Genomic DNA, 13,098 nt, shown 5'->3' on the forward strand with positions numbered 1-13,098 from the left:
GGTAGATAGACAAATAGAAAGGGCTGATGTTTTTACATCAGCCCTTTTAGGTTTAGAACGTTTACGTTTGGAACGTTGTTTTCGGTCATGTTTTGAAAAGTGGGATTACCAACCTTTCACAACACCACCTTTGAACAGCTCTTTTGCCGCTTCGTAAACTTCTTCCGTTTGGTAAGCTTTTACGAAGTTTTGTACGTTTTGCGCATTAACATTTTCTTCGCGAGCGACAATTAGGTTTACGTATGGTGAGTCTTTATCTTCAACGAACACGCCGTCACGCTCTGGCGATAGGTCGATAGAGCTTGCGTAAGTGGTGTTGATGATAGATAGCGTTACGTCATCCAGTGAACGCGGAAGCTGTGGGGCTTCTAGTTCAATGATTTCGATATTTTTAGGGTTGCCTACGATGTCACGTACTGTAGCGAGTAGACCAACGCCATCACGTAGCGTAATCAAACCTTGTTGCTCAAGAAGCAGTAGTGAGCGACCTAGGTTCGTTGGGTCGTTTGGTACTGCGATGCGTGCGCCATCTTGAATTTCATCAATTGATTTTACTTGCTTTGAGTAACCAGCAATAGGGTAAACGAATGAGTTACCCGCGATAGCCAGTTTGTAGCCGCGGTCTTTCACTTGTTGGTCTAGGTATGGTTTGTGTTGGAACGCATTCGCGTCTACTGAACCATCATCCAGAGCGGCGTTTGGTGTTACGTAATCGGTAAATGTTACTAGCTCAACGTCTAGGTTGTATTTCTCTTTTGCTACTTTAGCGGCAACTTCGGCTACTTGTGCTTCAGCACCAGCAATAACGCCAACTTTTACTTTGTTTACGTCTACTTCTTTGTCGCCGCAACCCGCTAGAGCAAGAGCAGAGGCGGCCGTTGCTACAGTCAAAAGACCTTTAAGGCTAAATTTCATCTTTATCTCCTTATAATTTGTATTTTTGATGCTTATCTGTGGTCTACACGGCGCACCACTGCGTCGCCGATAGACTGAATAATCTGTACTAGAACAATCAACATCACGACAGTCACGGCCATGATAGTTACATCGTAGCGGTGGAAACCGTAACGAATGGCTACGTCGCCTAGGCCGCCGCCGCCTACCGTACCCGCCATAGCTGAGTAGCTAACGAGAGTGACCAAGGTAATCGTTACTGAGTTAACAATAGTCGGCATTGCTTCAGGTAGTAGAACTTTTGTGATGATCTGTGTTGGAGTCGCCCCCATTGACTGCGCTGCTTCCACCAAGCCTGTCGGTACTTCTAATAAAGCGCCTTCAATAAGACGAGCGACAAAAGGAATGGCGCCAATAGTCAGTGGGACGATTGCTGCGGTTGTACCGATAAAGGTTCCAACCAGCATTTTTGTCACTGGAATAATCGCAACCATCAGTACGAGGAATGGCACTGAGCGACCAATGTTAACGATAGCGCCTAAGCCGCTATTTAGTTTGGTGTTTTCAAGTAGGCCGCCTTTCTTAGTAATATGGAGGATTACGCCTAATGGAATACCCACAGCAAAGCCGACTAATCCGGCAACCGCAACCATGTAAAGTGTTTCCCACGTTGCACCTAAAAGTAGTTTGCTGTTTAAACTCAGCCATTCAGAAATCGTATTAAAGGACATAACCAAGTACCTCTACTTTTACGTTGTGCTTACGCAGGTATTCAAGAGCTGCGTTGTCATCTTCTTCGTTACCAAATAGCTCTGCGACCATCATGCCGAATTTCACGCCACCAGCGTAATCAAGGTCGGAACTCAAAATACTCACATCAATATTGTATTTACGAGAAATTTGCGACATTAACGGTGCATCGACGGTTGCGCCAGTAAACTCTAAGCGAACCAACGGGTAGCTGCCATCAACACGCTCTGCTTGCAGACGTGCTTGGTAATCTTCAGGAATGGAAAGATCCAGCGTTGAGCGAATGAATTGGTGCGCTAGCTCTGTCTTAGGGTGCGCAAAAATATCGCCAACGGTGCCTTTTTCCACCAGCTCACCACCACCAATGATTGCTACTTCGTGACAGATACTTTTTACGACTTCCATTTCGTGAGTGATAAGTAAAATCGTGATGTTGAGTTTGCGGTTGATCTCTTTCAATAACTCAAGGATAGATTGAGTTGTTGCCGGATCTAGTGCGCTAGTGGCCTCATCACAAAGCAGCACGCTAGGATCGGATGCCAATGCACGAGCAATTGCCACACGCTGTTTTTGTCCGCCACTTAAGTTAGATGGGTAGCTCTCGTGTTTGTCGGCTAAGCCTACAAGCTTTAGCAACTCAGTTACTTTTGTTGTGACTTGCGATTTGTCTTTACCTGCCAGTTCTAGGGGTAATGCCACATTATCAAACACAGTACGAGACGAAAGCAGGTTAAAGTGCTGGAAGATCATACCAATGTTACGGCGTGTTTCGACTAGTTGTTTTTTGCTGAGTTTGGTTAGATCTACACCATCAACGATGATGGAACCAGAGGTCGGCGCTTCTAACATGTTGACACAGCGGATCAGCGTACTTTTACCAGCACCTGATGAACCGATAACACCAAAGATAGTGCCTTTGTCGATGTGTAGGTTAATGTCTTTCAGGGCAAGGATTTCCTTACTGCCTTGGTAGAACACTTTATTGACGTTTTTTATTTCTATCATGTTTCAACCTGCCCAAAGATACGGGGAACTTCGCTGTCAAAAACGGCCTTTGACAGAACTTAATGTTGAGCTTTATCTCAATTTTCAGTTGATGCTATGGGTTAAGCAGAATGAAGTCAATAGATATTTTTACGTCTAGACGTCTAAATGTATGGGTGTTCTGTTTTGAAACCAAGATGTATAGATAACAAGCAGGAGGTAGACGGCGGGGCACCCTCAGATTTACCGATTTTTGCCCAACAAATCAACCGTTTTGTCGAGGCCTAGAATGAATTAGATAGTGTTGAAGTTTATAAGGTATGTAATAATCTGATTAAACCGAGTTAATAGAGAAATACGTTTTGGCAAAACCTGCTGTTTTTATCGATCGTGATGGCGTGATAAACGTTGACCACGGCTACGTTCATGACGAACACGATTTTGAGTACATTGATGGTGTATTTGAAGCGACGAAAGCGCTAAAAGATAAAGGCTACCTTCTAGTGTTAGTGACGAATCAATCGGGCATCGCACGCGGTAAATTCAGTGAAGACCGTTTCTTGTCTCTGACTCAATGGATGGATTGGAACTTTGCTGATAATGGTGTTGAGTTCGATGGTATCTATTACTGTCCACATCATCCAGAACATGGCATTGGCGAGTACAAGCAAGATTGTGAGTGCCGTAAGCCAAAACCAGGCATGTTCATTTCTGCGCGTGACTTCTTGAAGATCGACATGGAGAAATCTGTGATGATCGGCGATAAAGCTGAAGACATGATGGCAGCAGAAGCGGCAGGCGTTGGCACTAAGATTTTGGTTCGCACTGGTAAGCCAGTAACGGAACAGGGCGAAGCCATTGCAACGGTAGTATTAGATAGCATTGCAGATGTGCCTGCGTACTTAAACAAGTAATCTTCATTACTGACTGAGATAAGGGAAGCCACTGCTTCCCTTTTGTTTGATTCCTTCTTTTAGTCTGAACACTTATGAGCAAAAAACTCACCATTCTTGATATCGCGAAATTGGCTGGCGTGGGCAAATCGACGGTCAGCCGTGTGCTTACCAATGATCCCAAGGTAAAACCGCAAACGCGTGAGAAGGTAGAGCAAATCATTCGTGAATCAGGCTACGTCCCATCAAAGTCGGCGCAGTCGATGCGTGGTGGCAGCCAAAAAGTTATTGGGGTTATCATCTCCCGTTTAGATTCACCATCAGAAAATCGCGCCGTTGGTACAATGCTCAATGCTTTGTATTCCGCTGGTTATGATGCGGTGATCATGGAGAGCCAATTCGATCGCGATAAAACCAATGAACATTTGGATGTGCTTAAACGTCGCAACGTCGATGGGGTGATCGTGTTTGGCTTTACTGGATGTGATGAGCGAGCATTGGCGGAGTGGGGGAATCGTATCGTCGTGATCGCGATGGACACGCAAATGGTTTCCTCGATCAACTACGATAACCAAGGTGTGATAGACATGGCTTTGTCTCACCTTGAGCAGCAATCTTTATCTCGCATTGCTTATATTGGTGTTGATCCTGAAGACAAAACCACTGGCTTAGCTCGTCTAAATGCTTATAAAGCTTGGTGTCAACGCAAGCAAATTACACCTTGTTTCCAAACGGGTAAGTTGAGCCATGAAAGTGCTTATCAGTTGGTAGACAAAGTCCTTCAATCTGATACTCAGGCCATCGTGTGCGCCAGTGACACTATCGCGTTGGGCGTGATTAAGCGTCTTCAAGAGTTAGGACGTGAAGACGTGGTTGTGACAGGTGTTGGTGGTAATGAATTGCTCTCTTTCCTTTTCCCTAAAGTATTTAGTGTCGACCCAGGTTACACCCTTGCAGGTGAGAAGTCCGCTAACATGCTGATCAATCAATTAAATGGCGATGAGGAAGTGGTTCACTTTACTCAACAGCCTATCGTTTATTGACCCACACTAAAACGATCTGCTCTAAAATTATACTGTGATCACTCTCAATTAATGGGACTGTTCCCATTTTGTTTTTTGCCTTCGGATGGCAATATTAAAATTAAGAAATGGGAATGTTCCCATTTATAAAAACAAAATGATGAATCGAATGTATCCAATACAGGGTGGACAAAGTTATGAGTAAGATTGCGCGTAAAGACGTGGAGCGTCTTATTGAGCTGGTCGGGGGGCCGGACAATATTGCCAGTGTAAGTCACTGTTTAACTCGCTTGCGTTTTGTTCTAAATGATACGGACAAAGCAGATACGAAACAGTTAGAAGCATTACCGATGGTGAAGGGCTGTTTTACCAACGCAGGCCAGTTCCAAGTGGTTATCGGTACTGAAGTGGATGAAGTTTACAAGGTACTGATCGGACTGACGGGTAAAAGTGAAGCCAGCAAAGACGAAGCGAAGAACGCTGCTCGTCAAAACATGAATATCGTTGAGCGTGGTATTTCCCACCTTGCAGAAATCTTTGTACCACTGCTACCTGCGATCATTACCGGTGGTCTGATTCTTGGCTTCCGTAACGTGATTGGCGACATCAAGATGTTTGATGGTCAAACGCTAACGGAAATCAGCCAGTTTTGGGCTACGGTACACTCTTTCTTATGGCTGATTGGTGAGGCGATCTTCTTCTTCCTACCAGTTGGCGTGTGTTGGTCGACAGTGAAAAAGCTCGGCGGTACTCCGATTCTGGGTATCACGCTTGGTGTAACATTGGTTTCGCCACAGTTGATGAACGCCTACCTGATTGGTAAGCAAGTACCCGAAGTGTGGGACTTTGGCTTATTCGCCATCGAGAAAGTGGGCTATCAGGCGCAAGTGATTCCAGCAATGCTTGCTGGTATGGCACTGGCGTTTATTGAAACCAACTTAAAACGCATCATTCCGTCTTACCTTTACCTAGTGGTCGTGCCGTTTGTCTCAATCATTGTGTCTGTGATTCTTGCGCACTCTATCATTGGTCCATTCGGTCGTATGTTGGGTGACGGCGTTGCTTTCGCAGCAAAAGCAGCCATGACGGGTGACTTCGCTATGATTGGCTCAACCATCTTCGGCTTCCTATACGCGCCATTGGTCATTACTGGTATTCACCACACTACCAACGCGGTAGACCTTCAACTGATGCAAGAGCTAGGCGGTACGCCAATTTGGCCTCTGATTGCACTTTCAAACATTGCTCAAGCGTCTGCGGTCGTCGGCATCATTATCATCAGTAGAAAACACGGCGAGCGTGATATCTCAGTGCCTGCGGCTATCTCTGCTTACCTTGGCGTGACTGAACCGGCGATGTACGGCATCAACTTGAAATACAAGTTCCCAATGCTGAGCGCGATGATCGGTAGTGCGTGTGCTGCTGCTATTTGTGGTAGTGCGGGCGTAATGGCGAACGGTATCGGTGTGGGCGGTTTGCCGGGCATCTTGTCTATCCAACCGCAGTTCTGGGGCATTTTTGCTTTGGCTATGTTAGTCGCAATGCTGGTACCTGCTGCATTAACGTTAATTCTTTATAAGCGTGCACAAGCCAAAGGTGAGCTTGAGCCTGCAAACGCGTAATTCTATTTGAGGCAGTGACTTGGCTGCCTCCTCCTATTTTTTCTTTTCAAATTTTAAGTTTCCGATTACTGGTAAGTGAGTGTTAGAAATGGCTATGACCAAGCATGATGAGAGCTGGTGGAAAACCGCAACCATCTATCAAATTTACCCAAAAAGCTTTTGTGACAGTGGCAGTAAAGGCACGGGCGACATCAAAGGGATCATTTCTAAGCTGGATTATCTTAAGCATCTTGGTGTGGATGCGATTTGGCTGACGCCGGTTTACCAATCGCCAATGATCGACAACGGTTATGACATCTCCGATTACTACTCGATCAATCCACAGTTCGGCACTATGGAAGATTTCGATACTTTGCTAGCAGAAGCGCATCAGTTGGGCATTCGTATCATCATGGACATTGTAGTGAACCACACGTCGACAGAACACAAGTGGTTCCAATCCGCACTGGGTGATAAAAACAGCCCATACCGTGATTACTACATCTGGAAAGATCCGGTAGATGGTGCTGAACCAAACAACTGGCAATCAAAGTTTGGTGGCAACGCTTGGGCGCTGGATGAAAAAACAGGCCAGTACTATTTGCACCTTTTTGCTAAAGAGCAAGCGGACTTAAACTGGGAAAACCCAGTAGTGCGTGAAGAAGTGAAAGAAGTCATCAGCTTCTGGGCAGAAAAAGGAGTGGATGGTTTCCGTCTCGACGTTATCAACCTGATTTCCAAGCAGCAAGATTTTCCAAGTGATGATATTGGTGATGGTCGCCGCTTCTACACCGACGGCCCACGCGTGCACGAATACCTTCAAGAGATTAGCGAATCTGTGTTTCAAAAATACGGCAGCGTGACGGTGGGTGAAATGTCTTCCACCACACTAGAGCACTGCCAGCAATATTCTTCGCTAGACGGCAAAGAGCTATCCATGGTGTTCAACTTCCATCATCTGAAAGTCGATTATCCAAATGGTGAAAAATGGACCAAAGCGCCGTTTGATTTCATTCAGTTAAAACAGATCTTCAATCATTGGCAAACGGGCTTAAATGGCAAAGGGTGGGGGGCGCTGTTCTGGTGTAACCACGACCAGCCACGCGTTGTGAGCCGATTAGGTAACGACGAGCAATACCGTGTTGAATCTGCCAAGATGCTTGCGGCATCAGTGCACATGATGCAAGGCACACCTTATGTTTACCAGGGGGAAGAGATCGGCATGACCAACCCGGGTTATACCGAAATCAGCCAATATCGTGATGTTGAAAGTACTAACATGTACGACATCATGGTCAACCGTGATGGTGTATCTCATGACGATATGATGGCGATCTTGGCACAGAAGTCGCGTGATAACTCACGTACACCAATGCAATGGAACAGTGCAAAACACGCGGGCTTTACTGAGGGCACGCCGTGGCTTGAAGTGGCGCAGAATTACTCGGAAATCAATGCTGAAGCTGCGGTTGCCGATTTGAACTCGGTGTTCTACTTTTACAAGCGTCTGATTGAACTGCGTAAACAGGTTCCAGTCATCACCGATGGCCGTTACGAGGACCTGCTGCCAGAGCACAAACGTATTTTCGCTTACGCTCGTCAGAACGATAAGCAAACGCTGCTGTGTATCAATAACTACTACGCTGAAGAGGTGGAATGCGTTCTGCCAGAACGTTTTGATATGAGTAAGGCGAAAAACTTGCTATCTAACTATCAAAACTCAGCGAGCGCAGTCGCGTCAAACCATCAAGTGTTACGACCTTACGAAACTCGTATTTTATTGATAGAAGAATAAACTCGGGTGTCATCACCCCTAAGATTGATGTTCGAGATGAAGGCTTTGGTGTGCTCCCCAAAGCCTTTTTTATTGAGATGCGAGATACTTGTGGAGTACAGGCTTATTTTGTTTCAATTGCTGTTAGCTGCACTTTCTCTTCGTTGATTTGTACTTGTTGTACTTTCAGCAGTTCAATTTGTTCAATCAGACCTAAGCTCGGGTTAAACCAACGTTCTGCCGAAGTGGCGAACTCCATTGAGTCCATGTCATCACAGTTCAGGTTGTAGATGTTTTCTTCCATCAGGTATGCCGCTTCAATTTTCTTGCCTGAGATCGAGAACGCTTTACGCACGCCAGTCTCTCGGATTTGCTGTTGCCAAACCACTTGGCAAGATGCTGTCATAGGAAGGTTTTGTACCCACTCATGCTCTTCAAAACGGTCTAGTAGGTTGTGAACTGAGTAGCCTGTAAGAGTGGTTTGCAGAGATATAGTTTCTTCACCGATGTCAATATTCGGGCTTTTCTCTTTTACGTCGTCACCGTTTAGGCGGAAAATCGGACCGCTGCGCATAAGCATGGCAATAAACTGATGACCAATGAAATAAGCGTCAGTGATTTCATGGAGTGCACCATCTGATCCTGCAAAGTAAAGCGTATTGCTCTCTTCGTCGTCGTTGTACTGCTCGTCTGAATAGTAGAACTGTTCGGCGCCGTAGTTCACCAAGTCATTAACCAACTGGACCATTGCCTCGCTGTTTGGGATTTGTGCCAATGCTGCCAATATTTGCTCGCGACCCATCGCTTGGAAGCTCAGTTTTATGTCGCCTTCTGGTTGGCCATCCAAGCTAAATGCGTAGTTTAGCTGTGTGCTTGGCGTGGGAGCGAAGATTGAGTTGTGAATCGAGACGTCGAAACTTTCTTGAGGCACTTTGTTTGGATTCGCACTGCCAGAAGACGAACCTCCGCCACAGCCGTAAAGAGCCAGAGTTGCTGCTGCGATAAGCGTCATTTTGTTTAGCATGGTTTACATTCCTGATTGATAAGGCCGCTTCATGTTGGGCCGTTGCTTGAATGCGAGCATGCTAAGTTCAGTGAGAGAAAAAGGGCAAAAAACAAAAGATAATAGGGGTTAATGAAAGCTTAATTTTATATTTAGGTCTTTGTTTTATTTGGGGTTATTTCGTTGGCTACGTTAATGCAATACTCGTTAATGAGCGCTTTCCATCGGCTTATGATTTCTTGATCGGTCACACTAACATGCAACGTTTTCCACGGTTGGAGGCAAGTCTCTTTTGATTCAGATTGAGAAAGACGCTCAAACAAGGTTTCGGAAGGTAAAACGCGCAGCAGCGCCACCAGTGATTCCATGTAGTTGAGACGGAACTGTTCAAGTTTGTTCTGCTTGTAAGCAATGTGAGACACAAAGGTATAAATCAGTGCGTTTTGGATACGTGAGTCGCCATCTGGTGTCGTTAACAGAGCTTTTGCCCTGTCTAAGTTACCTAATTTGAAATGCAATAGACCTAACCAGAGGCTCAGCTCATCTGGCAAAACATCAAACGACGATTGTACTTGAGTTAAATACGCTTCCAGCTTTTGATGTTCGTGCTCGTATAAGGCGAGATGTCTTGCCGTTGTTATAGCCGCAAACTCATCAGATTGTCGGAGAGGTTGGCTAGAAAAGGCATTCTCGAATAACATTTTTTTGTGAATATTCGAAAGCTGCCACGAACTTGCCGAAGGTGCAGGCAGATTGAAGTATTGCGCGACATCCGAGTGCATTTGGAAAATATCCGATTGTAAGGCAGATAAACGCAGTGTGTACTCATTGCGAAACGCCAGCTTGCCCGTCGCAGGATAAATAAGGTTCATCTGCGCTTTCAAGATGCCCTGTTTTGTGCCGTCTTTTAACTCGATATTGAGCTCGTAGTCGCTGGTCTGCATGTTTCGTGCGCCAGGGAAATATGGCGTATGACCGATAGGATCAAGAAAGTAACTGGGAGCATCTTGGTTGGCGATGTCGGTGTATGGATATTCGACCTGTTGTTGCAGCAAGATGGCTTTGACCAGTATGCGGTATTTTCGCGCCTGGGAGCCGATTGAATCGACACGGTTGAGTAGTAGCTCGACTTTGGGAATCAGTAGTTGATGACGTGTTTGTTGTGTTGAGATTTCTTGGCGTTGCCATAACAAGCTTGCGAGTGTCATGCTACATACCGCAAGTATGGCACATAAGCTGTAAGCAAAAATCAGCTTGAAGTTCTTATTACTCGCCACCTGGGTTGAGATAACGCGCCGATGGTTTTTCGCTGGTGGCACTAAACGAATATTGGCAGGGTTAAGAAAGTAGCCTTTGCGGGGGTAAGTGACCAAGAGCTTAGCGGCATCGTATTCGGGTAAGTACTGCTGTAGCAGGGCACGTAAGGTGCTAATGCGGTTCGTGAGCACATTCTTAGAGATGAACTTGCTCTGCCAAATGGTTTCAATAATGGTGTCAGCAGAGAGTGGGTGGCCAACGCTTGTTAACAGCAGTTCTAATAATTCAATGGTGCGAGGTTCAAGATCAATCGCGATAGCATCTTGATGAAGGGTCTGTGTCTTCGGGTTATAGATCAGCTCTCCAATCGCAATACAACTGTGAGTCTGTTTAGCTTGTTGCAGAAAGTCGCGCATACCGTACCGATCTATTTGGAAATCGCGAAGTATTATATAGCGATTGGAGCGCGAAATCTTATAAATCGCGCTTCAATCATTATCAAAAATTTATGAACCGTAGGTCACGGAATAGCGGTGCGGTTTGTGGTTCATCGCTAACACGAGATTGAGTGCAAACGCCCCCAAAATTGAAAGGCCAATCACTTCTGGTGTGACAAAGAAGAATGAAGCAAACAGGATACATGCATCGATTGCCATTTGGCTTTTGCCAACTGAAATGCCAAATTTGTCTTGGATAAACAAACACAGCACGTTAAAGCCACCCAAGCTGGAGCGATGTCGGAATAGGATCAGCATACCGAGCCCCATTAAAAGTCCGCCTGCGACGGCGCAATAAACTTCATTTACCGATTCGAGCGAGATTAGCAAATAAAGATGATCGGCAAAGATAGAAACCAACGCGCCAGAAATGGCACTATTAATGGCGAAATGACGGCCGAAGCGTTTCCATGCTAGTAAGTAAAAAGGACTGTTTGCTAAAAAGTACAGCACACCAAAGGTAAAAGGTGTAAATTGGCTAATAAGCAGAGCCAATCCAGTCGTGCCTCCCGTTAGAAGGTTCGCGGATTGGAGAAAGAAAACGCCTTGAGCTACTAAAAAGGTACCCGTGAGAATCGCTATCCAGTCTTCTTTTAATGAGTGTTTTTCCATCAATGTTGCAGTCATTAGTGATAAATAAGGCGTGCATAGTAGTAAAAAGATGATCTTTTCGGTAGCTAGAGGGTAAAATTTACGGTAAACCTATGTAATTGCTGTTTTACAGGGTGTAAAGCACAAATTTGACAGGCAATAGATTGTCGTTATGCGATTGCAATGCTGGCATGATAAACATTGCTTGTCATCATGAAAAAACTGCATGAGAAAAATTGTAAATTTCTCTTTATGACCTAAATCAAATTATGTAGAATGCGCGCCATTAGGGTGACGAAAACGTTTGCGTCGGGTCATTCAACAGTTTTTTTGCAACTTTCAGTACTAATCTGAGTCAGGAGATACAGATGCTTAAGCGTGATATGAACATCGCAGATTACGATGCGGAACTGTTCGCAGCTATCCAGGAAGAAACTCTTCGCCAGGAAGAACACATTGAACTTATCGCTTCTGAAAACTACACAAGCCCACGTGTAATGGAAGCGCAAGGTTCTCAGCTAACGAACAAATACGCTGAAGGCTACCCAGGTAAGCGTTACTACGGCGGTTGTGAGTACGTAGATAAAGCTGAAGCACTAGCAATTGAGCGTGCATGCCAACTATTTGGTTGTGAGTACGCTAACGTACAGCCTCACTCAGGTTCTCAAGCAAACAGCGCAGTTTACATGGCGCTTCTTAACCCTGGCGATACAGTTTTAGGCATGAGCCTAGCGCACGGTGGTCACCTAACTCACGGTTCACCAGTAAACTTCTCTGGTAAGCACTACAACGTTATCCCTTACGGTATCGATGAAGCTGGTCAAATCAACTACGACGAGATGGAACAGCTAGCACTTGAACACAAACCTAAGATGATCATCGGTGGTTTCTCTGCTTACTCGCAAATCGTTGATTGGAAACGCATGCGTGAAATCGCTGACAAAGCAGGTGCTTACTTATTTGTTGATATGGCGCACGTAGCTGGTCTTATCGCCGCCGGTGAATACCCAACACCAGTACCGCATGCTCACGTGGTAACAACAACGACGCACAAAACACTAGCAGGTCCTCGCGGTGGTCTTATCTTGTCAAATGCTGGCGAAGATATGTACAAGAAATTGAACTCAGCAGTGTTCCCTGGTGGTCAAGGTGGCCCTCTAATGCACGTTATCGCTGGTAAAGCAGTAGCGTTCAAAGAAGCGATGGAGCCAGAGTTCAAAGCTTATCAAGCTCGCGTAGTGAAAAACGCAAAAGCAATGGTTGGTCAGTTCCAAGAGCGTGGCTACAAAATCGTATCTAACGGTACAGAAAACCACTTGTTCCTTGTTGACCTAATCGACAAAGATATCACTGGTAAAGACGCAGACGCGGCACTAGGTGCAGCAAATATCACTGTAAACAAGAACTCAGTACCAAATGACCCACGCAGCCCATTCGTAACGTCTGGTATCCGTGTAGGTACGCCAGCGATCACTCGCCGTGGCTTCACTGAAGAAGATGCAAAAGAGCTAGCAAACTGGATGTGTGACGTTCTAGATAACATCGGCAACGAAGAAGTTATCGAAGCGACAAAACAGAAAGTGCTAGAAATTTGTAAGCGTCTACCAGTTTACGCCTAACTGCTTTTCATAGAGTGAGTCGATTTCGGTGTCGAACATACTCATTTGCTCGCGCAAACTCCGTGTGTTCTTCTAGAACTCGACTCATCTATTTTGAACATTGATATACTAAAGGCCCTCATTTGAGGGCCTTTTTGTTTGTCTGGCGTTTGGAATGAGATATAGCGAGAGTGTGTGATAAGGGGATGGCTACCAACACTGTCCCTTTTCAAT

Annotated in this window: 11 protein-coding genes; 5 read left to right on the forward strand and 6 right to left on the reverse strand. The window is 45.4% G+C overall.

From position 1 onward, the window contains the following. Nucleotides 1-105: 105 nt before the first annotated feature. The 3 genes from IJ23_RS06950 to metN are packed head-to-tail and all read right to left on the reverse strand — an operon-like array spanning nucleotide 106 to nucleotide 2,649. Nucleotides 106-915 carry a MetQ/NlpA family lipoprotein gene (locus IJ23_RS06950; protein ID WP_005381966.1) on the reverse strand — a complete coding sequence of 270 codons (810 nt, stop codon included), beginning with the start codon at nucleotides 913-915 and terminating at the stop codon, nucleotides 106-108. A 32-nt stretch (nucleotides 916-947) separates the two neighbouring features. Beyond that, nucleotides 948-1,625 carry a methionine ABC transporter permease gene (locus IJ23_RS06955; protein WP_005383604.1) on the reverse strand — a complete coding sequence of 226 codons (678 nt, stop codon included), beginning with the start codon at nucleotides 1,623-1,625 and terminating at the stop codon, nucleotides 948-950. Further along, nucleotides 1,615-2,649 (reverse strand): methionine ABC transporter ATP-binding protein MetN, encoded by a 1,035-nt coding sequence (metN, locus tag IJ23_RS06960; RefSeq protein WP_033905850.1) that lies wholly within the window; start codon nucleotides 2,647-2,649, stop codon nucleotides 1,615-1,617. Before metN ends, IJ23_RS06955 begins: the two co-directional genes overlap by 11 nt. 341 nt (nucleotides 2,650-2,990) lie before the next feature. On the opposite strand from metN, the gene gmhB reads away from it, so the two are divergent. The 4 genes from gmhB to treC all read left to right on the forward strand — a co-directional run bounded on the left by gmhB (nucleotide 2,991) and on the right by treC (nucleotide 7,939). After that, the gene (gene gmhB / locus IJ23_RS06965; RefSeq protein WP_005381961.1) at nucleotides 2,991-3,542 is read left to right on the forward strand and encodes a D-glycero-beta-D-manno-heptose 1,7-bisphosphate 7-phosphatase; all 552 of its coding nucleotides are present in this window, start codon (nucleotides 2,991-2,993) and stop codon (nucleotides 3,540-3,542) included. A 74-nt stretch (nucleotides 3,543-3,616) separates the two neighbouring features. Next, the gene (gene treR, locus IJ23_RS06970; RefSeq protein ID WP_033905853.1) at nucleotides 3,617-4,564 is read left to right on the forward strand and encodes a trehalose operon repressor TreR; all 948 of its coding nucleotides are present in this window, start codon (nucleotides 3,617-3,619) and stop codon (nucleotides 4,562-4,564) included. 176 nt (nucleotides 4,565-4,740) lie between these two features. Beyond that, on the forward strand, nucleotides 4,741-6,165 hold the full coding sequence (gene treB / locus IJ23_RS06975; RefSeq protein ID WP_025768902.1) for a PTS trehalose transporter subunit IIBC: 1,425 nt from the start codon (nucleotides 4,741-4,743) through the stop codon (nucleotides 6,163-6,165). 88 nt (nucleotides 6,166-6,253) lie between these two features. Beyond that, nucleotides 6,254-7,939, forward strand: coding sequence for an alpha,alpha-phosphotrehalase (gene treC / locus IJ23_RS06980; protein ID WP_033905856.1), 1,686 nt, complete (start codon nucleotides 6,254-6,256; stop codon nucleotides 7,937-7,939). 103 nt (nucleotides 7,940-8,042) lie between these two features. Here the strand turns inward: treC and IJ23_RS06985 are convergent, their stop codons facing one another. From IJ23_RS06985 to IJ23_RS06995, 3 genes are all read right to left on the reverse strand, one after another. Continuing rightward, nucleotides 8,043-8,942, reverse strand: a complete 900-nt coding sequence (locus IJ23_RS06985) for a hypothetical protein (protein WP_033905857.1) — start codon at nucleotides 8,940-8,942, stop codon at nucleotides 8,043-8,045. A gap of 131 nt (nucleotides 8,943-9,073) precedes the next feature. Next, nucleotides 9,074-10,594, reverse strand: coding sequence for a winged helix-turn-helix domain-containing protein (locus IJ23_RS06990; RefSeq protein ID WP_033905860.1), 1,521 nt, complete (start codon nucleotides 10,592-10,594; stop codon nucleotides 9,074-9,076). Between the two features lie 90 nt (nucleotides 10,595-10,684). Further along, the gene (locus IJ23_RS06995; RefSeq protein WP_017635671.1) at nucleotides 10,685-11,287 is read right to left on the reverse strand and encodes a YitT family protein; all 603 of its coding nucleotides are present in this window, start codon (nucleotides 11,285-11,287) and stop codon (nucleotides 10,685-10,687) included. Between the two features lie 347 nt (nucleotides 11,288-11,634). Between IJ23_RS06995 and glyA the strand changes: the two genes are divergently transcribed. After that, nucleotides 11,635-12,885, forward strand: coding sequence for a serine hydroxymethyltransferase (gene glyA, locus IJ23_RS07000; RefSeq protein WP_005381985.1), 1,251 nt, complete (start codon nucleotides 11,635-11,637; stop codon nucleotides 12,883-12,885). Nucleotides 12,886-13,098: the final 213 nt, after the last annotated feature.

The organism is Vibrio sp. OY15, from assembly GCF_000742455.1.
GTDB classification, from domain to species: domain Bacteria; phylum Pseudomonadota; class Gammaproteobacteria; order Enterobacterales; family Vibrionaceae; genus Vibrio; species Vibrio alginolyticus.